Raw genomic sequence first — 23579 nt, 5'->3', positions numbered from 1 at the left:
CATGCTGAAGATAATAATCATATTAATTCTAATAGGATACGTTTTTTACAGAGTTACGTCCTTCATATTTTCAGGAATGTTTCGAGGGTTTACACGTGACCAACAGTTTGGTAATCAGCGATATTCCGGTAGTTCAAAAAGAGCACCAAATAGTAATGTCAACATTGACAACTTCCCTAACAGATCCAAAAAAGGTGATAAGTTTGGCGGAGGTGAATATGTTGACTATGAAGAAATAAAATAGCATATTCAATTTTCTAGCGATACTAAATAGGGATTACTCGAACTTAGCTTTCGAGATTATCATTTAGCTTTGCTAATTAACTGAGAAATAATTCGAATGGCGTGGTTTAAGCGACAAGACAAAGGAATACTTACCAAGACGGAAGATAAGAAAGAAGTCCCTGATGGGCTCTGGTATAAAACTCCGAGTGGAAGTATTATCCACATGCGGGAGTTAAAAAATAACTCTTACGTATGCCCGGATGACGATTATCATGTGCGAATCGGTTCAAAAGAATACTTCGAGATATTATTTGATAACAATAAATTCACTGAGCTGGATGCGGATCTAACTTCAGGGGATCCGTTGAAATTTGAAGACACCAAGAAATACCCAGACCGAATTAACGCGACCCAGAAAAAAACGGGATTGAAAGATGCGGTCAGAAGTGCTACAGGGAAAATGAATGGGATCGACTTGGTTGTTGCCTGCATGGATTTTTCATTTATAGGGGGCTCAATGGGATCTGTTGTAGGTGAGAAAATCGCTCGTGCAATAGATTACTCATTAAAAAAGAAGATTCCTTTTTTAATGATTTCAAAGTCCGGTGGGGCGAGGATGATGGAAGCAGGTTTTTCGCTAATGCAGATGGCGAAAACTTCCGCGAAACTCGCTTTATTAAGTGAGGCTAAAATACCCTACATATCATTGCTGACAGACCCAACTACGGGTGGAGTTACTGCTTCTTATGCCATGTTGGGAGACTTTAACATTGCTGAACCTGAAGCATTAATAGGCTTTGCCGGACCAAGAGTGATTCGGGAGACTATTGGTAAAGATTTACCAAAAGGATTTCAAAGTTCAGAGTTTGTTTTAGATCATGGGTTTCTTGATTTTATTGTTGATAGACGTCAACTTAAAACAAGGTTAACCATGCTATTAAAGATGTTGGATTAAATCCAACATTTTCACTCAACAAGGTGTTTGAGGATAAGATCAAAAAAGGTTTGGTTTATCGGTTAATATGGAGTGTTAGATCAACTATATTTGCCGTGATTTTTAAATAAAAAGGTTTTAGACATATGTCTTCAATTGTTATTACTTCAATCATCGCCTTTACAGTTTTAATTCTATTATTAGTTTTAATCCTGTTACTGGCACAATCAAAATTGGTTCAATCTGGTCCGGTGAAGATCACTGTTAATGGTGATTCTGAGAATCCTATGGTCACTCAGGCTGGCTCGACCTTACTTTCTACTCTTTCTCAAAAGAGTGTATTTCTGCCATCAGCATGTGGCGGAGGAGGTACGTGCGCCATGTGTAAGTGCAAGGTTATCGAAGGTGGAGGTGATGTACTTCCAACCGAAGTTGGTCACCTAAGTAGAAGCGAGCAAAAAGAAAATGTACGCCTTGCATGTCAGGTGAAAGTTAAAAATGACATGGAAATTGAAATTCCGGAAGAGATTTTTGGAATTAAGAAGTGGGAAGCAACTGTTGTAAGAAACTGGAACGTATCTTCTTTTATTAAAGAATTTGTTGTTGAAATTCCGGAGGAAATGGATTATGAGGCTGGAGGCTATATCCAAATTGAAGTCCCAAAATGTGAGGTAGATTTCAAAGATATTGATATTACCGCCCATCCGGAAGAGCATGAAGATCCAAACAGATTTCAGGAGGAGTGGGACAAGTTTGGCCTGTGGGATCTTAAGATGAAAAATGATGAGACGATAGAAAGAGCCTACTCAATGGCTTCTTACCCTGCTGAAGGAAAAGAAATAATGCTGAATGTTCGTATAGCCACACCACCTTGGGATAGAGCTAAGAACAGCTGGATGAATGTCAATCCTGGCATTGCTTCATCGTATATTTTTGGACTTAAGCCTGGGGATAAGGTAACTATATCAGGACCATACGGAGAGTTTTTCATTAATCCATCTGATGCAGAAATGCTTTATGTAGGTGGCGGTGCAGGTATGGCTCCAATGAGATCACATCTATATCATCTTTTCAAAACGCTGAAAACAGGAAGAAAAGTAACTTACTGGTATGGTGGAAGATCAAAAAGAGAACTTTTCTATTTGGAGCATTTTTATGAATTGGAAAAAAACTTTCCAAACTTCAAATTCCATATTGTACTCTCAGAACCATTGGAAGAAGACAATTGGAAAGAAAAAAAATCAATTGACGATAAGGGTGATGGCTTTTTAGGATTTGTTCACCAAGCAGTAATTGATCACTACCTGAGCAAGCATGATCAGCCAGAAGAAATCGAACTTTACTTCTGTGGACCACCATTGATGAACCAAGCGGTTCAAAAAATGGGAGAGGATTTTGGAATACCAGATGAAAACATAAGATTTGACGATTTCGGAGGATAAGTTTTATCGAAATAATAGAGAAGCCTTGCAGAAAATGTAAGGCTTTTTTTATGCACAAAATCCATATAGGATTTTCACCTATATGAATTTCCGTATTTGGCTCCTTTCTCTCAAGCCTTTGATTTATAATTTTTGTAGGATATAAAGTCAAGCAAAAAATATCACTAAATGCCTAATTCAATCTTCATTCTTGTATTTGTCTTCTTTGGAAACTTCAATTTTGATACTAAGACATCTGAAAGTTTAGACGTACCAAGTATTGAATTTTCAAGTTCGGCTATTGGTTTTGAAAGCGGTCAACCTGTCTTTTCCAGAGAGACCTCAATAGTTATTGATACAAAGGACAAGAAAAATGTGAGGGTGATTATTAATGAGGAAGTGGACACAAGAATATCAACGAATACGATTGACCTTGCTTCTTTAGTAAACCTATCGGAAGGTACATATACGATTTTGATTCAGGGAGAAAGGTATGAAGAGGCTTTTGGATTTACCATAAAGTAAATCCTTTTGAAATGTGCTATGTAAGCCTTGCAGAAATGCAAGGCTTTTTTATTGGAATACGAATAATCCGTAAATTCCGTAACCCGTAATTTACTCTTAACCTAATCAGATCTGCAAGTATCATTTTCTGAGAAGAGTTGAATTAGAAATGGTACTGAAACTTACGGATTTGGCTCTAGATAGTCTTTTTGATTAAGGAATAGATTTGTCATAATATCTCTATGGCTATCTTAGCATTATGGATCTCAAGCTCTTTTTTAATCCAACAGAAGTAGATGTTGATCAGTCACCAACATCCTTCCAATCATCCATTTATGTAAATCGCGATAAGATGCCTGATCATGAGGGTATGGATATTGCGTTGATTGGGTTAACGGAATATCGAGGAGGAGATAATTCATCGGAATTAGCGTCAGCAGAAGCGGTCAGGAAACAACTTTACGCCCTAAAAAAAGGATATGGAGATTACGGCATCATTGATCTGGGTAATTTCAGAAACGGGCCTAAAATAGAAGACACCTACTTGAGGCTAAAGGAGGTATGCGCCTACCTAATGGAGAAGAATATCATACCGGTTCTTTTTGGAGGAAGTCATGACCTTGACCTTGGCCAGTATTACGCGTATGAGACAGCAGAGAAATTGATTTCAGTCTTGAATATCGATAATGCTATGGATTTCGATGGCGAACACATTGCTTCAAATCACATAGGGAAGATATTTAAACACAGTCCAAATTATTTATTTGGTTATTGTCACCTTGGTTATCAAAGTTATCTAACCGATCAGAAATCAATTGAGTTGTTGGATAAGCTTTCGTTTGAGTCAATCAGATTGGGAGTGGTAAAAGAAAACATTAAAGATATTGAGCCAATCGTGCGGGATGCAGACATGCTTTCGTTTGACTTAAGTGCACTTCAGGCTTTATATGCACCGGGAGCCTCCAATGCTAAAGTATATGGACTAACAGGTGAGGAAGCCTGCCAATTATGCTGGTATGCAGGTCAAAATGAAAAGATGAGCTCTGTTGGTATCTATAATTATGATGCAGCCAAGGACTCAAAAGATAATAAGACCGCCTTTGTGATGAGTACAATGATATGGTATTTCATAGAAGGGTACTATCACCGTAAGGGTGATAAAAATTTCAAATCCAATGATTACCTGATGTACGAAGTTCACCTCGGAGGAGAGCCGGAAACAATCAGGTTTTATAAGAGTAAACTTTCAGAAAGATGGTGGATGGAGGTTCCTAACCCGGATTCTGAAGGGTTATTTAATCGAAATAGAATGATTGCTTGCAACCAAAGTGATTATGACCTGGCATTAAAGGGTGAAATTCCGGATAGGTGGATGAATTTCTTTAATAAAGTTTAGAACCTGGGGGGCATCACCACCCAGAGAATAATGTAAACCAGAATACCGGGGAAGGCTGCACTAACAATTGACAGGATGATATATGCGATCCTAACAAGGGTAGGGTCCCAGCCTAAATATTCTGCTATTCCGGCACACACGCCACCCAACATTCTATCATTAGATCTAAAAAGTCTTTTCGTCATTTCCATTTTCCTTTACTTTTTTAAAGATGAGATTTTTTTGTGAAAAGTCGTAAAACTGATCATCCCAATTTTATCAATTAAGGTTTTGGATGGGGATTTGTCTACTTCAGTGGATTTGGTCGGAGTACTCAATAAGTCTGCGGTGTAGAGCGACTTTGCATTGAGCGTAAGTAAACACGCTAGCAGAATACCCAATAAAATAAGTAGGGTTTTGTTGAGGCGTATGTTGGTTCGGTTGGCTGCCATGTCTTCTTAAAGCACAAAAGGCATGCCAAAACAAATTAACTACCTGATTTTCAGTTTTTTAACACTAATTCGAAATGCTGTAATTGTGCAAAAACGAACAGGTAAATAATTTGACCGAACACTATTCAAAAACTTGAATCTGATCTTCAGGTACCTTTAGATAGATAGGTTCACCCACTTCGATCGGACATCTTTCCGTTTCCAGACTGATAAACTCATTGTTAGACGGGTGACCTATTCGAAGTACATCATGAGGGCCTTTAAACTCCTTCTTTAAAACTACTCCACTAAGATTAAAGGTAGCAGATGATGTGATCTCAATATTCTCCGGTCTGATAAAAAGCTTCATATCACCCATTTTTTTTGATACTACATTTAAAGTTCCAAATGGAGTCTCAACCAAACTACCTTTTTTATTTTTCGAACCATTTATAATGACACTGGCGCCAAAAAAATCAGATACGTATGGTGATACTGGGTTATTGTAAACCTCAGATGGCTGTCCTATTTGTTTTACCTCTCCTTCTCTCATCACGACAAGTTTGTCTGCAATAAGGAATGCATCAGAAGCTTGATGACTGACAAGTATAGTTGTTATCTCAAGTGACCTTAAAAGATCAAATATTTCCTCACGTATACGCGTCTTTAAAAGTTCATCCAAACTACTGAAAGGCTCATCAAGTATCAAAAGCTGAGGGTTGATGGCAAGGGCTCTGGCCAAAGCGACTCGTTGTTGTTGACCACCGGAGAGTTCATGAGGATATCTGTTTGGAAGACCTTCAAGCCCCGTCATTTCCAGCAGTTGATTTAGCTTGTTTTCTGTTTTATACTTTCTTCCAATGGCATAAAAGATATTCTCTTTTACAGTAAGGTGTGGAAAAAGCGAGAGGTTTTGAAAAACGAACCCGAACTGTCTTTTTTCAGGTTTCCAATGGGTGATATCTTGATCGTTTAAAAAAACATGGCCACTTTCAGGAGTTTCCAGGCCGGAGATAACCCTTAAAAGCGTACTTTTTCCGCATCCACTTTCTCCAGTTAATGAAAGAATTTCACCTTTATTGATAGAAAGCGAGACATCCTTAAGAACAAGATTGTCTTCGAAACTCTTTCTAATATTTTCAACCCTCAAGTTCATTTTCTATGCAATATTCTGTTTAAATAATATACGGGTATTGCGCTTGCAAAAATAATTAGAAGGCTCGATGAAGCAGACCTAGGTGCCATTTCATCTTTAGCATACTGGAATGCATTTGTGGCAAGTGTTTCGTAATTGAAAGGCCTCAATATCAAGGTTAGTGGAAGCTCTTTAGCTACGTCAACGAATACCATAATCATAGCGCCAAGCAAAACAGGTTTAAGAATGGGAACATGTATTTTCACCAAATTTCTAAAAGTGCCACTTCCCATTGAAACTGCAGCGTCATCAAGTTGCTTGGATATTTTCTCAAAGCCAGATTCAATAGAACCATATCCTACCGCAAAAAAACGCACAGTATAACCAAATATCAGAGCAATTACACCTGAATAAATGAGGGTAGGATCTATCATCAGGATCAACGCGATAATCCCAACCGCAATTACGGCACCCGGCATTGCATAACCAAGCAGCGGAAGCTTAGATATAGTTCTCTTTATCCCTTTTTTGTTCACCAATCTAAACGTATAAACTAAAATGATCGACAGTGTTACAATCAATAGGCTGGTAATAGCACCTAAAGTAGCTGTATGTTTAGCTAATAAATAGAGTTGACTCCAAATCTCAGGGGTATAAGATAAAAAGAACCACCAAATCTGTTGAAGTACCGGAATAATGAAACCGATAAGAACTGGAATAAAGCAGGCGATGAAGACCATCCATTTTCTTTTAGGATCGAGTCTGGAGAATGAAACTTCCGATTTATCAACTGACGTTTTTTTGTTTTGATTAGCCTTGAATTCGATGATTAGAAGTGCAACAACAAATATCAGTACAACCAAAGATAAAAATGTGGCAGTTGGCAGATCACCCAGGGCCAACCACGACCTAAATATGCCTACCGTAAAGGTGGGTATCCCAAAGTATGAAACCACTCCGTAATCATTGAGCACCTCCATAATGACCAGGATTAAACCGGCAAATATGGCAGGCCAGGCAAGGGGAAAGACTACTTTCCTAAACGTCTTATTCATGGATTGACCAAGTGATCGGGACACTTCTATGAGCGATGCTGATTGAAGTAAAAAAGCGGATCTGGAGGTTACATAAACATATGGATATAACACAAAGCTCATCGTGAAAATTGCCCCAAAATGATTCATTAAATCCAAATAAATATCTGTACCCATCGATCGTAGTAAGATTCTTATCGGGCCTGCATAATCAGTCAATCCAACATAAGAGATGGCATTAATAAATGTGGGTATAGCAAGAGGAAGGATCAATATCCACTCGAATTGTCTTCGAAAAGGAAAATTGTAAATAGTGACAAACCAGGCTGTTGAGACACCCAAAATTAAGGTTAGAAAGGAGGTACCAAGGACGAGTATTGAGGTATTATATAAGTAGGTAGGAAGTAGTGTGCTAGTTAAATGCTTCAAATTCGTAAAATCAATTGAAGCAGTACGACTCGCTACAAGTATCAAGGGCAGCACTAGTGCTACTAAAACAATATTTGTAACGAGTCGCCAGTAAAAGTGTTTAGCTTTCTTAATTCCAGCCAGCCTCATCAAATATTCTTATTGCCTCTTCAAGTAGCTCAGGTTTTTGAGCATAGTCAAGGTTATCGATTTTGAATTCACCCCATGCAGCAATTGTAGAATCTGGAGATACTTCTTTGTGAACAGGATATTCAAATGAGGTCGCTGCGTAAAATTCCTGGATTTCCTTACTCGTTAGAAATTCAATAAACTTTATAGCGTTAGCTTTATTCGGAGCATACTTGGTAACTCCTATTCCGCTGATATTGATATGTCCACCTCTATCTTCCTGATTGGGGAAATAGATACCAACTCGTTCGCCAACTTTTACCTCTTCTGGGTTTTCTGAATTCAGAAGCAAACCGACATAGTAAGTGTTTACTACTGCAATATCCCCAACTCCAGAGGCAATGGCTTTTATCTGATCTCTGTCACCTCCTTTTGGCTCTCTGGCCATATTTGCAACAATACCACTAGCCCATTCCTGGGCTGCAGAAGGTCCATTTTCATGGATAATGGATGAAAGTAGAGACTGGTTATATGAGCTACTTGAAGATCTTATCAGGATCCGTTTTTTCCATTTATCAGAAGCTAGATCTTCATAAGTAGAGAGTTCAGAGATATCAACATCTTCCCTATCAAATGCAACTACCCGAGCTCGGTAAGTAATGGCATACCAATGATTTTCTACATCCACAAACTCTGGTTTATTATTGGTATTCGCATCTACGGGCTGTAAAAGACCTTTTGATTTCGCTCTATTTAATTTAGCAGCATCAACGGTTATTAAGACATCAGCAGGTGAGTTTTGACCCTCCATCTCTAGTCGATTTATTAATTCGTCCGCTCCGGCCTTGACCAAATTGATCTCGATACCAGTCTCTTTTGTGAATCGCTCGAACGCCTGTTTATCCGCATCATAATGTCGATGAGAATAAACGTTCAACACTTTTTCTTCTGAAGAATCAGCTTCTGAATTTTCTTTTGGAGCCGTACAGGCAATGGCTAGCGTGATTAGTAAAAACTTGATATATTTCATGCGTATTGAATTTTGGGCAAATGTAATTATTTAGAATCAATCTAAATAAAGAAATAAGGCACAAAAAAAAGGTACCCCGCCTGGAGGCACCTAATCACCTAATCACACTGCTGAACGCATTGTATTTTATACATTACAAATAGAACAATTCGATGAGTCAGGTGATCTTCGTGTATATATGGATATTGTTTTAGTTAAAATGCTTATCCATAGAATCAATTGAATAAATTTAAATTCTGAGCAAGACTATTTACTAGCTAACTATTGGAAAAACAAGCAGGCATAATTCATAAACATGTTTTAGATAATATGCCATTTGGAGTCATTCAGGTTGACCTTCAAGGCGTGGTTATCTATGTCAATAAGTCTGCACGCTCACTGTTGAAGGTAGGGAAGGAAAAGCCCGTGCTTGGTGTTCATTATTCAAAATTTGTATGGTTTGAATTTGATGAATTTGGCAAGCCCATAGCTGATGAGGATCACATTCTTACATCAGTCTTCAAGGATCAAAGTATTATTATCTCAGCTACGCAAGGGGTCAAAATAAATGGAAAAACAAGGTGGTTCTCAGTTAATGCTGCTCCTGCATATGATGAGAATGAAAAATTCATTGGAGGGATTTCAAATTTTGTTGATATAACGGAAAAGATTGAAAATAAAAGAAAGAAACAGGAAGAGTCGGATCGCTTTAAGATCTTGGTTGAGAATATCAATGCCGTGGTGTGGGAAAGTAGCTTTGGAACAAAATCTTTCACTTATATAAGCCCAAAAATTGAAACACTTTTTGGATTCTCTACGGATGAGTGGTTAAAAGAGGGATTTTGGCAATCTAGAATTGATGAACGTGATAAGCAGCATGTAATCTCATATGAAAGTCAGAAGGCTCGCGATGTAGAAAATTATCAGTTAGAATATCGAATCGTTAGCAAAGGGGGAGAACTGGTTTGGATTCGTGACATGGTTGAGGTTGTCCGTGATGGAGAGGAGCCTGTTATGCTCAGAGGCCTGATGGTTGATATCACAGAGAAAAAAAATGCAAGATCTCTTCTAAAAGAAAGTGAACAACGCTATCGGCAGCTAATATCCGAAGCTCCTTATGCGATAACTATTTACGATCGTCAAGGTGTCCTCATTGCTGCAAATTCCAAGTGTGAGGAATACTGGATGGTAGATTTGAAATCTTACATAGGGGTATTCAATATTTTTGAGAATGACCTATTCACCAAGGATTCTCAGTTAGAAGAAATAAAAAAAGCATTTGTAGGGGAAAGTGGCGAATTAACAACTTCAATCAATTTAACTCACGCAGACCTTACAAAAACATTCAAATTAAAGTATTATCCTTTATTTGATTCAAACGGAGAGCTTGAAAACGTGATCTATATCACGGAGGATATTACGGAATATATCCAGGCAGAGGAAAACACTAAGCAGGAAGAGTCGCTCAAACAAGGAATTTTAGATGCTTTGGATGAGGCCATATTAGTAATAGATCACAAAGGGGAAGTCATTAATGTTAATAAGAGGTTAAAGCTTTACGTAAGGGAAAAACCTTATTCAACACTCGCTACTGGTCAGTCAATTTTTGATTTTATATCTCTTCTAGATGAAGAGGATTATTTGAAAAAAGGCCTGGAATCTATTCTGAATCAAGAGGTAAAAGTGTTAGATCATGAAATAAAAATGGCAGATGGCAAGTGGTACAACATTCGAGCAACACCTTTAAACGAGCCTTTTGGAGCAGTAATTACCTGGCAGAATATTAATACCAGAAAAGAGATTGAGATGGCTTTGGAAAAGTCATTAAGGAAGTATCGGAATATCTATAACAAAGCTCCGGTAATGATGCACTCGATCAACGAAAAGCTGGAAATTATTTCAGTCAGTGATTTTTGGCTGGAGAAGATGGGTTTTGAACGAAATGAGGTAATAGGTAAGTCTCCGTTTGCTTTTCTATCAGAAGAATCTGCTAAGCAAGTCCCTCCAAACCTAGAAAAGTTATTTACCGATGGCTTTGTCCGAAACATAGAATATACGTTTCGAAAAAAGGATGGCGGGCAAATGGATGTTTTGCTAAGTGCAGTAGCCGAGTATGATGAAGAAGGAAACTTTGAGCGTTCCATTACGGGTATGCTGGATGTTACTGACTTGAAAAAAGCAGAACGAAAATTACAGGAAAGTCAATCAAAGCTTTTGGAGTCTCAACGAATATCAAAAATTGCAAATTATGAGTTTGATATCGCAACTGGAATCTTTAACCCATCTGAGGAAATGGTCTCTATGATGGGATTTTCTGAAACAAACAGACATGTTTCGGTAATTGAAGACCTTATACATCCTGAGGATTTAACTGAATTCCAACAAAAATTGGAGAAGAGCATCTTAGAGGCAAGGGACTTTTTTCATATCTACCGAATCAATCATTTAAAGTCGAAAACACTCAAGTGGATTTCAGGAAGAGGTAGGATGATAAAAGATGATGCAGGGAAAGTTGTGAAAATGATAGGCACGGTTCAAGACATCTCAGAACAGAAACATGCCGAACAAAGGATTAGAAAACTTTCAGATAGAGTGTTGCTGGCAACCGAGATAGCCAATCTGGGTGTTTGGGAGTACGATAGAGATAAAAATGAGATTTTCTGGGAAGATCAAATGTATTCAATTTTTGAGCAAAAAAATCAGCCGCTCTCATTGCTTGAGCTGAGAAAATACTTTTCGGATGAGCATCAAGGTGTAATTGACTCCAGCCTACAACTCATAAAAAAGGGAATTAACTTCTTAGAATCTGAAGTGCAGATTCACTTAGAAAGCGGAGATAAATACCTCAGAGCTTTCACACGAGTTTTACGTGATCAAAAAAATAGGGTGAAGGGTATGGTAGGTGTAGTTTATGACATCTCTGTAGATAAGGGCCTTCAAAAAAAGCTGGAGACTTCTCTGGAGGAGAAAAATATATTGATCAAAGAAGTTCATCATCGTGTAAAGAACAATATGCAATTAATCTCCTCGATCCTGGCTTTAAAGTCTTACGAATTGGATAGTGAAAAATCCAAACAAGTTTTTGAAGAGATCAATGACAGAATAAAGGCAATGGCAGTCATCCATGATAAGCTATATACCTTCTACAATGTCTCTGAAATTGATATTCGCGAGTATTTAATGCATATAGCTAATGAACTTCATATAATACTTTCGTCATCAAGGTTTACCGTTGAGGTAAAGGCGGAACAGGTAATTTTCGATGTAGAGAAAGCATTACTGATAGGTTTGATTGTAAGTGAAATGGTTGGTAATGCGGTAAAACACGGGTTTAGAAATATTACAGATGGTGTAGTTACAATTTTCTTTGAAAAAGAAGGAGAAGGACATACATTAAAGGTCTTAAATAATGGTGATGAAATGGATAGTGATGTATTATCCAAAGAAACCGGCTTGGGAATTTCGTTAATTAAAACCTTTGCAAAACAACTTGGTGGCGAGTTAAGTATTGAATCGAAAAAAGGATTTAAAGTATGTTTCTAAAAGAGGGAGAGTAATCTAAAAGAATTTGAATTAACCCACTAGTTGTTTTACAACCCACTTTTCGCATGATATTACCTTTATGTGCATTTACAGTCCTCACACTCAGGTTTAGATTTTCCGCAATCTCCTCATTTGTCTGATCCTTCATCATTAGTACCAAAATTTCACTCTCTCTTTCAGTAACTGAATTTACTCGCTCAGCTGAGTCATTGGTTTTATTTGAAAAGATCATCGAAATCATCGCTTCGTTGTAAAAAATGTCTTTTTCCAATGCAATTTGAATCGTTTTCATGATCTCTTCCGCCTCCATAGAAAGAGTGATTACTCCATTGATGTCAAACCTTGATGTATATTGGATTAGGACGGGTCGCAGTTTAAAAGCAAAAAGCACAATCGGAACGTCTACGTCATATGCATTGAGTTCATTAGGGGTGATCGTCTCCGAATCAATAATTATCAAATCCATGTTCTCTTTAAATTCCGGTTCGAGAACACAATTATTGGGATACAATTGATCGATTATCAAAAAAAGATAATTGGGAAAGGATGGATTCTTTGATACGATAAAAACGTGTTTCATTTAGGAACCTATTCTTGACGCTTGCAATTGTAATATCTCACAATTTCTTATAAATTCGGTTTATCAGCTAACAAGCTATGGGAAAAATTTTAGTTGCAGAAGATTCTTTAATTGTAAATCAGCATATAAAACATGCGTTGGAATCTGGTGGACACGAAGTTTTTTCAGTTTATTCGGGTAAAGAGGCAGTAACTGCCGCCGCAGAGCAAACTCCGAACCTAATTCTGATGGATATCATGATGGAGACCAATTCCGATGGAATTGATGCTGCATTTGAAATCAAACAAAGCCTGGATATCCCCATTATCTTTTTAACGGCACTAACAGATGAGCCAACGATAGAAAAAGCAAAGTTTAGTTTGCCTTTCGGTTATGTAGTTAAGCCTTTTAATGAAGCTGAGTTACTATCTAATATAGACGTTGCACTATATAAAGCACAGGCGGAAAAGAAGATAAAAGAGAATAGCGAGCTTTTCCAGGCGATAATTAACTCGATTGACAAGGCCATTTTCTTATTAGATGAAAAAGGAGTGGTTAGATATACTAATTCAGTGGTAGAGAAAATCACCTCGCGTCCATTTGATCAGCTAATGAATAAGCCAATAGAAGAATTATTGGACTTTAGGGATCATAAAACAGGTGGTGCCGTCGAGGTAGTTGGTAAAGAAGATGTTTCGGAACTCGAATTGATTTTAAGTGATACAGATACCATCTATGGTGATTTTTATTCACATAATGTATCTCTTGATGAGGAGTATACACTGTTTTTCTTTAAGGACATTACCGAACGGGTCAGAATCCATGAGGTAAATGAAGAAATGAAAAACCGTCGACTTCTGTCATTTATTGAGGGACAGGAGAAGGAGCGAGAGCGGATTGCAAGAGATCTTCACGATGGAGTGGGGCAAATAGCTAACATGATAAAACTCTCTGTCAAAAGAGGAGATACCGGCAAGGGCCTTATTGAGATGGTTGATCAGTTTTTAGATGAGATGAGAAAGGTCACAGATGGTCTTTTGCCTACCCTGTTAAGCGATTTTCCAATCGATGTATGTGTTAGAAAAGTAATAGAGCAAGCCAACAATTCGTCGGAAATTTCCTTTGAATTTCTATCGGAAGACTTACCTGAACTAGACATGAAGGTCAAGGTCAACATTTACAGGATAGCACAGGAAAATATTTCAAACATCATAAAGCACTCTAACGCAAAAAATGCCTCTATTCAATTACATGGATTTAGTAATCACCTTCAGATGACAATCGAGGATGATGGAGGAGGATTTGAAATCGGAGATTATACAACAAATACATCTCATCATGGAATTCAAAACATTTTATTCAGATCTCAGGTGTTGAAAGCAGAAATTAATATTGATTCGCAAAAAGGAAAGGGTACTTTTATTAGCTTAAAGATTCCATACAATGAAAAAGACTAAATTATTTCTCGTTGAAGATCATGAACTCGTTCGTAAGGGAGTCCGAAGCATCATTGATCTGGACCCTTCAATTGATATAATAGGGGAATACGATCGAGCTGCGAATGCAATTGATGCTTTGAATGAGGGACAGCTTCCAGACATCATTCTAATGGATATTTCAATGCCAGAGATGACAGGTCTAGAAGCTGCCAAATTGATTGGTGAAAACCACCCCAATCTCAAAATCATTATTCTGAGTATGTATAAGGATGAGGAGTATGTAATGGAAGGGCTCAACTTTAATATCGCCGGATATGTAGTAAAAGACAGTGTGGCAGATGAAATCTTAATAGCCATTGAAAAAGTAGTTGAAGGGGGAAAATTCTTCAGTCGTGAGGTTATTGACACAGCCCTGAATTCCTACAAAGAGATCAAAAAAGAGAAGAAAAAAGCTGATAGTGTACAACTGACAAAGCGTGAAATCGAAGTGTTAAATGATATTTCAGATGGCTTAAAAAGTCAGGAAATTGCAGACAAGCTATTCATTAGCGAACGCACTGTAGAGGCTCATCGTGGCAATATAATGAAGAAACTACACGCCAAGAATATGGCTGAGTTAATAAAAAAGGCTATGAATCTTGGATTGATAAACTCCTGATAGTTAGTGATTTTGCTTATCTAAAGTCCCGTATTTACCATTCTAGTTTCAGGGTACTTATGTCAGTAGGTTTGAAATAAATACACCAACTAAAAATAAACCGCCTAATTCGAACGATAACTTGAATGGCAAAAAATGATTGTTTATAGTACTCACCAAAAAATAGATGCAATACGGAAAATATTGCCTGAAGGATTCGTGTTTGTTTTAGATACAACAGACCGATCGTTTATCTACAAGTCCAAAAATGATTACAAGAGTGAGGAGCTAGTTTTCTCAATTGACAAGTTTTTCGGCATAGACAATCTCACGAAAAATAAAGATTTTTATACACACGAGATCGAAAACTCGATTGTAAAGCTTTTAAAAATGGCAAAGAACACCTTTTTAGGTGTCTGTGTTGACAAAGAGACCTACAATGAAAATCAGGTCATCAAAACAGATCAATATTTTAATAGAATAATTGATAAAACGCCTACTCCGCTCGTTACTTCCTAGTGTTTGAACTGAATTAGCTATTGATTCGCTTCAAAACCGGAGGGATTTCCCATATGGCATCCATGCCTCAATACTCTTTGTGAATCTTCGATTTCGAATCCAACTGATCCCTTCCACGCAAATCTTATATGATTTCAACTTGCCGCAACACATCCACCACGCTTAAGATTTTCAATTTGTATGATCTCAGTATTTCATTTTTTCACAATGATTTTAACAATCATAATAATTAAAAATACCCACGGGAAGCCATGAAATATCAGGTCAAAATAGTCCATTGCTCCCATTCCATTGGCACCACCTGCAATCCATTTGAGCTTTCCCCAAATATGCGGCTCAGGAAAAAATGGCACCAATCCAAGTGTTAGACTTAATCCGATTGCATAACCAAGTTTTGATTTATTTTTTTTCAAGTTCACTGATTCTTTTTTCTAATTCGATCAATTTATGAATGATGATGATATGGGTTTTCTTGGCATCAATACCCACTACACTTTCATCACTGGCTATCATCTTTTCAATAGCCTCATATTCGGCTTTTGGTATTTCGTGATTCATAGTTCTTATTTTTTCGCAATCATTCTTATTATCCTGGAAACTCCATTATGGTATTCTCCTTCTGATAAATCTACCTCCAATTCCTCCAACTTTAGTATTGAAAGATTCTTGAAGTCTGTTCTTAGAATCTCCTCATTGAGGAGCATGTCAATGTCTTTTGGTCCTCCGGTATTCAGTTCGATTTGTTCCTTTCGGAATGCCTCATATAAAACAATTCCGCCCGGCTTTAATGACTTAATTACTTTTATATGCAATGCTTTGCGTGTTTTTGGGTCACAATGCGCATAGGTCATCACTGCTAAGTCATACGCTTCATGTTTTGGCTCCCAGGCTTCATGATCATTCATTGCATAATTGATCGAAACACCTCTTTTAATTGCAAGCGATTCAGCTTTAGACTTTCCTTTTTTCGAACTGTCATAAGCGTCAACCTGCCAACCAAGAGAAGCAGCGTAAACGGCATTTCTTCCTTCTCCTTCTGCAGGGAGAATGACCTTACCTGGCTTCAAATCACCAATCACTTCTTTTAAAAATTGATTGGGTTGCTCACCATAAACGTACTCTTTTTGAGCATATCGCTTATCCCAGAAATCTTGTTGATAAAGATTAGCCATTTGTTGCTAAAATTAAGAAATGCTAACAGCTTCATTCCAGGCTCCAATACCACCTTGAAGATTATAAAGGGTTTCAAATCCCATATTAGCCATTAGGGCACAAGCCTGACCGCTTCTGTTTCCACTTCTGCAGTATATCAAGTAGGTTTTTGTTTTGTCAAGTTTAGCAACCTCTTCTCTAAAATTGGGATCAAAAAAATTGATCATGGTGTATCCTGGTACGGAACCCTCAGCCAACTCGCCAGGTGTTCGCACGTCCAATACTACATGATTCTCTTTAGTTCTTAATTCTGCAAATGCCTCCGCATTAATATTTTTATACTTCATTTATCTATTCATTTATAATTTATATCTGCTTCAAAATTAATTTTCATACACATCCAAAGGCGTAACTTTTGTTACACAACCACTTTCCCAATTCGAATAATTTTAACTTTAATGAGCACAAGTTTTTACTAAACCTAATACATAACTCTAGAAAAACATGCTATGAAAACACTGGGAATGATTGGAGGAACATCATGGCACTCTACCATAGAGTATTACCGGCTTATTAATGAAAGAGTAGGGGACAAAATAGGAAACCAGTCTAACCCACCTCTCATCATTCATAGCATCAATATTGAAGTGATGCGTGAGCAGAATAGGGAGAAGATCAATGCAAAATACCTGGATGTTGCAAGGAAACTACAGGTGGCAGGTGTGGATGCAATAATAATTTGTGCCAATACTCCTCATATGGCTTACCCTTATGTTCAGCCAAAAATTGATATTCCAATACTACACATTGCTGATGCCACTGGCAATGATGCGCGGAAGCAAGGCCTAAGAAAATTGGGCCTTTTAGGGAATAAGCCAACCATGACCGGAGACTTTATCCCAAAAGTGCTAAAAGACCATTTTTCTATTGAAACAATAATTCCAGATCCTGAATACCTTGATCAGGCACATCATTATGTATCCAAGGAGCTAACACAAGGAGTTTTTTCAGAGGAGGCTAAAAACTTCTTTTTGGAACAAATGAATTTGTTAAGAGAAAAAGAGGCAGAGGGAATTATCTTGGGGTGCACCGAGTTGCCAATACTATTTAAGAAAGTAAGCTATGATATTCCCATGCTGCCAACTACAGAATTGCACGTGAACATGGCTGTGGATTTTATTTTGGAGGAGAATTAGGTGCCAGTATCGGAACGCCTATCTATGGCCGTATTTGCAAAGAAATCCTTTGTTTTTTTAATTATTCTGAGTTCTGATAAACTTTTGCTTATTTATAATCTGTTTATAGTGTTTAATTATTGATAGCTGGAACTCTCTAATTTGAAGTGGATGCCTATAATCTCAAAAGGGCTGCCTTTCAGCAGCCCCTTAATCACACCAAATCAACCTACTCAATTTGCCAATTCCTTTTTAGCTAAGTACCAATCCACCTTCTCCAGTGAATCATCATTCAACCTTTCCTCCAGCTCATCCAGCGTCTTTGGTGGTGGCACAATTACCTTGTCGCCTTTTTTCCAGTCTAAAGGCATTGCCACTTTATGTTTGTCTGATGTTTGTAAGGCTTCCAGAGCACGCAGAATCTCATCCATATTTCTGCCCACATTTAGTGGGTAATACATGATTAGGCGAACTTTCTTTTCAGGATCAATAAAAAACACGGCTCTTACTGCGGCTGTTTCACTTTCATTCGGCTGGAGCATGCCGTATAGTTTTGATACCTTCATATCCAAATCTGCAATGATGGGGAAATCAAAATATACACCTGTATTTTTTCGAACATTATCGACCCAACCCAAGTGTGCATGAATACTATCAATGCTTAGCCCAAGTAGTTCTGTATTGAGAGCCTCAAATTCTGATTTGCGAGTGGCAAACCCGCTCATCTCCGTAGTACATACCGGAGTAAAATCCGCAGGATGCGAAAACATAACCACCCATTTATCTTTTCCGAACTCTGAGAATCTGATTTCTCCCTTTGTAGTTTTTGCATTGAAATCAGGAGCTTGATCTCCTATTCTGGGAATTTGAAATACCTCTGTTTTTTCTTCTATTTGTTCCATTATTTTAAGCTTTATTGTTACTGTAATTAACGAAGTAGAAGCTTCAGATGGCGTAACATTTGTTACACTTGACTTTTCGATCGATGATTGGACAATTAGAAACTTAGATTGAGTTTTATGAGAAATTATATCAATATCAAATTGTTACTGATACGTTTAAATCAATGAATAGCTTAAGAGTAAATTTCTAAATAATCCTAGGCCTTGGATTGGCCGGCATTCTTGTTTTCATCATTGACCGTTGCAGTTCTGATGATAATTGTGGCATATGAGCTTGACCCGAAATAATACTGTTGACGCAGGATCCATCGTACACACTCACTGTACACAATGCCAGCTCTTCAGAAAAGTCTTTGGAAACGATGTTGATAATAGCCTCGATTGGAGTGCCGCTGGTAGTTGGCTATACTACATTTGTTTTCTGGACTTTTAAAGGGAAAGTGAAGATGGATGAGACGAGTTATTAACTACAAAATTTCTATTTTATTCCGGTATTGCTCTATTCTGCCATCTTTTTCCAGCTGCTTTAAGAGCCTTGAAACGACCACACGAGAGGTATTTAACTCATTGGCAATCTGCTCGTGCGTTTTATGTATTTCGAAAGAACCTGTGGCTTGTTTGGTGTCTAGCAAATACTTGTAAACCCTTTCGTCCATTTTATGGAAAGCAATACTGTCAATCGTCTTCAGCAGCTCTTCGAATCTCAATTGATAGGATCCAAAAACAAATCTTCTAAAGGAAGGATACTTCGTTACCCATGAATCCAGGTACGTCATTGGAATCATCCAAATAGTAGAATCTTCTTCAGCAATTACCTTGTAGGCTGCTTTTTCACCTTCTATGCAGCAGGTAATTGACATGGCGCATGTTTCTCCACCCTCCAGGTAATACAGGAATATTTCTTCACCGTTTGAATCTTGCCGCATTACTTTAAGCAAGCCTGACAAAACAATAGGGATTTCGTTTGCGGTGCTGTCCGGACCTATTAGCACATGGCCTGCTTTTGCTTTCTTAAGCCTCCCTATTGTGACTATTTCGTCAATGAGTTTAGGCTCTAGCCCTGCTTTGCTGAGAACGACATCTATATTTTCGGACATTTTTGTGATTTACTCAAATTCTAACCTTGAATTTAGTGGAAGGGTTCCAATATTCACATTCAATCCTTAAGTGGATTGCCTCCGACTAAGGTTGTGTATGAGTAAGGCAATTGGAACAATCTTATTGTTCAAGTAAATCACCAGTGAGACATGCTCACTTTGTCCAGTCTAATAGTTATCTATTTAATGGAAATCATTGATAGCTATCTTTTTGCGTAATCCTCTACGCCTAATTTGGCTAGGATGTCACTCATTAAGCACCACTTGGTAAATGATGACTGGAGTAAGTTCGCTCCAACAAATGCAGTAAACCACAACCAGTTGATGTTTATATAAATCGAGAGCAGGAGACTGATAAGAATAAAAGTTCCTGCTACTGCGTGTACAATTCGTGTTCTCATTTTTTCTATTCTTTTAAATACTCTTTTTTATATCTACCGCTACAGCATGCACATGAGACATGGAGTCTTGATCTTTATTGAATTCTGCAATGGCATTTAATACTTTATCTACCCCTGACTTTTCTACAAATGCGTAGAATAAAGCAGAACGATGCTCACCGGAATTGGAAGCAAACCAGTTGTCATCATTTGGCTGATCTGACAAGTCTTTGTATCCGGTTACATCAATGTGGGAAAATGCTTTTACCTCACTTTTCTTGAGCAATCTTTTAATGTCTTTTTCATAAGACTGCACGGCTGTTATGATTAATAATTCCATTATTTTTTTATTTAGTTTTCTCAGCTATCGCCTTCTCTTCCCATTTTTTTCTTTCGGTCATGTAGTAAATCAATGGCACTACAATCAAGGTGAGCATCGTTGAAACAATCGCTCCGGCTACTAGCGAGATAGCAAGCCCTTGAAATATTGGATCGAAAAGGATAATAGAAGCACCAATTACTACTGCTCCTGTTGTCAACAAAATAGGTGTGGTCCTTACTGCTCCTGCCTCAATGATGGCTGTTTTCAGATCTACACCATCATTCAATCGAATCTCAATGAAGTCAATAAGTAGAACGGAGTTCCTCACCATCACGCCTGCCAGGGCAATCATGCCGATGAATGAAGTAGCTGTGAAGAAAGCACCTAAGATCCAATGACCAAGCACAATGCCAATCAGCGACAATGGAATAGCCAGCATCATTACGATTGGGGTTTTGAAATTTTGGAACCATCCCACGATCAACATGTAAATCACGATGATCACTACGACGAAAGCACCACCCAGGTCCCAGAATACTTCCAGTGTAATCTGCCATTCGCCATCCCATTTTACGGTAAAATCAGACTCATCTTCTGGCTGGCTCATGTACAATTCATTTACTTTATAGCCTTTAGGCAAGTCCATCGCCTCTAGCTTTTCAGTCATGCCAAGGATAGCGTAGGCAGGACTCTCCAGCTCTCCGGCCATATCTGCGAGTACGTACACTACTCGCTTCTGGTCTTTTCGATAGATGGTCGCATTCAGCGTATCTTTTTTCACGTTTACGATATCTCTTACGGGCACCATATTCCCCTTCATTCCTTTGATTTTGAAGTTTTGAATCTGTTCAATACCGGCTTGCTCCTGATCTTCCAACTCCATAACAATACCCACTGGATTATCTGCGTGCTCGTCATACAAGTTGCTGACAGGCTGACCACCAAGAAGATAGGTCAGATTACCAACCACCTGCTTTGGCACAATGCCATACATCATGGCTTTCTCTCGATCTATATCGAGCGTGTATTCGGTTTGTCCAGCCTCTACATACCAGTCGATATCTACAACGTCTTGTGTGTTTTCGAGAATCTTCTTAACCTGCTCAGCTACTATTATCTGCTCACGATAGTCTGGACCGTAAACTTCCGCCACCAAGGTGGATAGCACAGGAGGACCAGGAGGCACCTCTACGATTTTCACATTGGCATCATATTTCTTTGCGATGCGCTGCACCTCAGGGCGAACCCTAGAGGCGATCTCATGACTGGCATGAGAGCGATGCTCTTTATGCAAAAGGTTCACCTGGATATCAGCCATGTTGCTACCTCCACGCAAGTCATAGTGTCGTACTAAGCCATTGAACGTAATCGGTGCGGAAGTCCCAGTATAGGTTTGAAAGTTTACCACTTCCGGTTCGCCTGCCAGATACTGCGCGATCTCTGCTGTTACAGCAGCGGTTCGCTCTAGCGTTGTTCCTTCGGGCATATCTATGATCACCTGAAACTCATTCTTATTGTCAAATGGAAGCATTTTTACGACCACTGACTTGGTGAAAAACATGGCCATTGACCCAAAAAGCAGGACGATGGTAATTCCCAACATCACCCATCGTTTAACTCTGCTATCCAGGAACGGCATTTCAATTTTGCTGTACATCCGATGAATCCATCCAGGTCCATGCTCTTCATGACTTGTGCCATCTTTTCCTTTCTTGTCTTTTTCTCTCAGAAAGTGGTAGCCCAGATATGGAGTCACCGTCAACGCCACAAATAGCGACAGCATCATTGCGATGGAAGCGCCAATTGGCATTGGGCTCATATAGGGGCCCATCATGCCCGACACAAATGCCATTGGAAGAATGGCCGCAATCACTGTAAAGGTTGCTAAAATGGTAGGGTTACCAACTTCATTAATGGCATATATCGCTGCTTGTGCGAATGGAAGCCGCTTAGACTTAAAGTGGCGGTGCATATTTTCTGCTATAATGATACTATCGTCTACCACTATACCCACCACAAATACCAGCGCAAACAACGTGATACGGTTCAGTGTGTACCCCAGCATGTAATAACTGAAAAGTGTGAGCGCAAAAGTCAATGGAACGGACAGGAACACCACCAGGCCTCCTCGCCAGCCCATCGCCAACATGACCAGTACAGTTACGGCCACAATAGCTACTCCGAGGTGCAGCAACAGTTCTCCAACTTTATGGGAGGCAGTTTCTCCGTAGTTTCGAGTCACCTCAACCTTTATATCATGTGGGATAAGCGTCTCACGAAGCAAATCGATCTTGTCCAGAATCTTATCGGACACTTTCATGGCATCAGCTCCCTTGACCTTAGCTACCGAAATTGTAACTGCGGGATAACTTGAGGGGTTTTCATTGTAAGCTTCGTTTTCTTTCCCATATCCAAAAGCCACATAATCTTTGGGTTTAGAAGGTCCATCGATGATAGTCGCCACCTGACTTAGGTAAACGGGCAACTGATTATTCACTCCAACCACAATACCTCCAACGTCTTCCGCAGAACTTAGAAATTGTCCCGTAGTAAGCAGATATTCTGAATCTGACACAACAAATTTTCCTGATTGAGAACTACTGTTACTGGCTTTGATTATTTGCATAATGCTTAGTACATCTACACTATTCTCAGCCATCTTATCCTTATCCAGTAATATCCTTAGTTGACGCGGACGGCCTCCGATTTCACGGGTAATAGAAACATCTTTAACTTTCTCTATTTCTGAAGTGATCTCTTCTGCCAGTAAACGCAGCTGGTAGTCATCGTAGTTTTTGCTCCAAAGTGTGAGGCCCAACATGGGCACATCATCTATGGATCGGGTCTTTACAATTGGCTCGTAAACAGTCTCCGGAAACATATTTTGGTGTTTCATCAGCTCATCATAGAGCTTCACATATGACCGCTCAGTGTCTTCTCCTACATAAAACTGCACGACCAGAACGGCCATGCCATTCATAGCCATACTGTGAATATGCTCTACGCCTTTTATGTTGGAGATAATCTTCTCAAGTGGCTCTACCACCCGGCTCTCTATCTCTCTCGGAGAAGCTCCCGGATATCCCACCATCACGTCAGCCATCGGTACAATGATCTGAGGCTCTTCCTCTCTTGGGATTAAAAAGGAGCTGTATACTCCGATAATCATCAAAGCGACCATTAACAGGATGGTAAGCTTTGAATGGATAAAAAAGTTGGCGACTTTGCCTGATATTCCTTCTTGCATGT

At 38.7% G+C, this 23579-nt stretch carries 25 protein-coding genes; 11 read left to right on the top strand and 14 right to left on the bottom strand.

What is annotated here, in order from left to right:
* Window position 1 precedes the first annotated feature (1 nt).
* From ACO05G_RS13710 to ACO05G_RS13690, 5 genes are all read left to right on the top strand, one after another.
* A complete protein-coding gene (locus ACO05G_RS13710; RefSeq protein ID WP_348282077.1) occupies window positions 2-244 on the top strand; it encodes a DUF4834 domain-containing protein in 243 nt (80 codons plus the stop codon).
* A 96-nt stretch (window positions 245-340) separates the two neighbouring features.
* Window positions 341-1180, top strand: coding sequence for an acetyl-CoA carboxylase, carboxyltransferase subunit beta (gene accD, locus ACO05G_RS13705; protein WP_421763261.1), 840 nt, complete (start codon window positions 341-343; stop codon window positions 1178-1180).
* A 125-nt stretch (window positions 1181-1305) separates the two neighbouring features.
* Window positions 1306-2601: an NADH:ubiquinone reductase (Na(+)-transporting) subunit F gene (gene nqrF / locus ACO05G_RS13700; protein WP_421763260.1), complete on the top strand. Its 1296-nt coding sequence runs from the start codon at window positions 1306-1308 to the stop codon at window positions 2599-2601.
* Between the two features lie 168 nt (window positions 2602-2769).
* Window positions 2770-3105, top strand: coding sequence for a hypothetical protein (locus ACO05G_RS13695; RefSeq protein WP_348282080.1), 336 nt, complete (start codon window positions 2770-2772; stop codon window positions 3103-3105).
* Window positions 3106-3343: 238 nt separating this feature from the next.
* Window positions 3344-4480, top strand: a complete 1137-nt coding sequence (locus tag ACO05G_RS13690; RefSeq protein ID WP_348282081.1) for a formimidoylglutamase — start codon at window positions 3344-3346, stop codon at window positions 4478-4480.
* Here ACO05G_RS13690 and ACO05G_RS13685 read toward each other — a convergent pair.
* The 4 genes from ACO05G_RS13685 to ACO05G_RS13670 all read right to left on the bottom strand — a co-directional run bounded on the left by ACO05G_RS13685 (window position 4477) and on the right by ACO05G_RS13670 (window position 8626).
* Window positions 4477-4665, bottom strand: a complete 189-nt coding sequence (locus ACO05G_RS13685; protein ID WP_348282082.1) for a PspC domain-containing protein — start codon at window positions 4663-4665, stop codon at window positions 4477-4479. The two genes, ACO05G_RS13690 and ACO05G_RS13685, sit on opposite strands and share 4 nt — an antisense overlap.
* Before the next feature lie 367 nt (window positions 4666-5032).
* Complete coding sequence (locus tag ACO05G_RS13680; RefSeq protein WP_421763259.1) at window positions 5033-6046, bottom strand: ABC transporter ATP-binding protein; 1014 nt, start codon at window positions 6044-6046, stop codon at window positions 5033-5035.
* A complete protein-coding gene (locus ACO05G_RS13675) occupies window positions 6043-7488 on the bottom strand; it encodes an ABC transporter permease (protein WP_421763258.1) in 1446 nt (481 codons plus the stop codon). The genes ACO05G_RS13680 and ACO05G_RS13675 overlap by 4 nt, the downstream gene beginning before the upstream one ends.
* A gap of 109 nt (window positions 7489-7597) precedes the next feature.
* Window positions 7598-8626, bottom strand: a complete 1029-nt coding sequence (locus ACO05G_RS13670; protein WP_421763257.1) for an extracellular solute-binding protein — start codon at window positions 8624-8626, stop codon at window positions 7598-7600.
* Between the two features lie 264 nt (window positions 8627-8890).
* On the opposite strand from ACO05G_RS13670, the gene ACO05G_RS13665 reads away from it, so the two are divergent.
* On the top strand, window positions 8891-12148 hold the full coding sequence (locus ACO05G_RS13665; RefSeq protein ID WP_421763256.1) for a PAS domain S-box protein: 3258 nt from the start codon (window positions 8891-8893) through the stop codon (window positions 12146-12148).
* On the opposite strand, the gene ACO05G_RS13660 is transcribed toward ACO05G_RS13665, so the two are convergent.
* Entirely contained in the window at window positions 12132-12614 is a 483-nt protein-coding gene (locus tag ACO05G_RS13660) for a helix-turn-helix transcriptional regulator (RefSeq protein ID WP_348488851.1), read from the bottom strand. The genes ACO05G_RS13665 and ACO05G_RS13660 overlap by 17 nt on opposite strands.
* A 191-nt stretch (window positions 12615-12805) precedes the next feature.
* Between ACO05G_RS13660 and ACO05G_RS13655 the strand changes: the two genes are divergently transcribed.
* From ACO05G_RS13655 to ACO05G_RS13645, 3 genes are all read left to right on the top strand, one after another.
* The gene (locus ACO05G_RS13655; protein WP_421763255.1) at window positions 12806-14164 is read left to right on the top strand and encodes a response regulator; all 1359 of its coding nucleotides are present in this window, start codon (window positions 12806-12808) and stop codon (window positions 14162-14164) included.
* Complete coding sequence (locus ACO05G_RS13650; RefSeq protein WP_421763254.1) at window positions 14151-14804, top strand: response regulator; 654 nt, start codon at window positions 14151-14153, stop codon at window positions 14802-14804. Before ACO05G_RS13655 ends, ACO05G_RS13650 begins: the two co-directional genes overlap by 14 nt.
* Window positions 14805-14939: 135 nt before the next feature.
* Window positions 14940-15302 (top strand): hypothetical protein, encoded by a 363-nt coding sequence (locus ACO05G_RS13645; RefSeq protein WP_421763253.1) that lies wholly within the window; start codon window positions 14940-14942, stop codon window positions 15300-15302.
* 194 nt (window positions 15303-15496) lie between these two features.
* On the opposite strand, the gene ACO05G_RS13640 is transcribed toward ACO05G_RS13645, so the two are convergent.
* From ACO05G_RS13640 to ACO05G_RS13625, 4 genes are read right to left on the bottom strand one after another with little or no spacing between them, the layout of a single operon-like run.
* On the bottom strand, window positions 15497-15715 hold the full coding sequence (locus ACO05G_RS13640) for a hypothetical protein (RefSeq protein WP_421763252.1): 219 nt from the start codon (window positions 15713-15715) through the stop codon (window positions 15497-15499).
* Window positions 15702-15860 (bottom strand): hypothetical protein, encoded by a 159-nt coding sequence (locus tag ACO05G_RS13635; RefSeq protein WP_421763251.1) that lies wholly within the window; start codon window positions 15858-15860, stop codon window positions 15702-15704. Before ACO05G_RS13635 ends, ACO05G_RS13640 begins: the two co-directional genes overlap by 14 nt.
* 5 nt (window positions 15861-15865) lie before the next feature.
* Complete coding sequence (locus ACO05G_RS13630) at window positions 15866-16474, bottom strand: class I SAM-dependent methyltransferase (protein ID WP_421763250.1); 609 nt, start codon at window positions 16472-16474, stop codon at window positions 15866-15868.
* A gap of 12 nt (window positions 16475-16486) precedes the next feature.
* Window positions 16487-16801, bottom strand: coding sequence for a rhodanese-like domain-containing protein (locus ACO05G_RS13625; protein ID WP_421763249.1), 315 nt, complete (start codon window positions 16799-16801; stop codon window positions 16487-16489).
* 162 nt (window positions 16802-16963) lie between these two features.
* Here ACO05G_RS13625 and ACO05G_RS13620 point away from each other — a divergent pair, with 162 nt between their 5' ends.
* Entirely contained in the window at window positions 16964-17650 is a 687-nt protein-coding gene (locus ACO05G_RS13620) for an aspartate/glutamate racemase family protein (protein WP_421763248.1), read from the top strand.
* A 212-nt stretch (window positions 17651-17862) separates the two neighbouring features.
* Here the strand turns inward: ACO05G_RS13620 and ACO05G_RS13615 are convergent, their stop codons facing one another.
* The gene (locus tag ACO05G_RS13615) at window positions 17863-18531 is read right to left on the bottom strand and encodes a peroxiredoxin (protein ID WP_421763247.1); all 669 of its coding nucleotides are present in this window, start codon (window positions 18529-18531) and stop codon (window positions 17863-17865) included.
* Between the two features lie 293 nt (window positions 18532-18824).
* Here ACO05G_RS13615 and ACO05G_RS13610 point away from each other — a divergent pair, with 293 nt between their 5' ends.
* Entirely contained in the window at window positions 18825-18998 is a 174-nt protein-coding gene (locus ACO05G_RS13610; protein WP_421763246.1) for a cytochrome d ubiquinol oxidase subunit II, read from the top strand.
* Here the strand turns inward: ACO05G_RS13610 and ACO05G_RS13605 are convergent, their stop codons facing one another.
* The 4 genes from ACO05G_RS13605 to ACO05G_RS13590 all read right to left on the bottom strand — a co-directional run bounded on the left by ACO05G_RS13605 (window position 18999) and on the right by ACO05G_RS13590 (window position 23577).
* Complete coding sequence (locus ACO05G_RS13605) at window positions 18999-19628, bottom strand: Crp/Fnr family transcriptional regulator (RefSeq protein WP_420317840.1); 630 nt, start codon at window positions 19626-19628, stop codon at window positions 18999-19001.
* A gap of 203 nt (window positions 19629-19831) precedes the next feature.
* Window positions 19832-20029, bottom strand: a complete 198-nt coding sequence (locus ACO05G_RS13600; protein WP_421763245.1) for a YgaP family membrane protein — start codon at window positions 20027-20029, stop codon at window positions 19832-19834.
* Window positions 20030-20042: 13 nt separating this feature from the next.
* A complete protein-coding gene (locus tag ACO05G_RS13595; protein WP_421763244.1) occupies window positions 20043-20348 on the bottom strand; it encodes a hypothetical protein in 306 nt (101 codons plus the stop codon).
* A 7-nt stretch (window positions 20349-20355) separates the two neighbouring features.
* Window positions 20356-23577 (bottom strand): efflux RND transporter permease subunit, encoded by a 3222-nt coding sequence (locus ACO05G_RS13590; protein WP_421763243.1) that lies wholly within the window; start codon window positions 23575-23577, stop codon window positions 20356-20358.
* Window positions 23578-23579: the final 2 nt, after the last annotated feature.

The sequence above is a fragment of the Ekhidna sp. genome, from assembly GCF_965227465.1.
GTDB lineage: Bacteria > Bacteroidota > Bacteroidia > Cytophagales > Cyclobacteriaceae > Ekhidna.
Note: the sequence above shows the minus strand (reverse complement) of the source record. Positions and strands in the feature narration are given on the sequence as shown.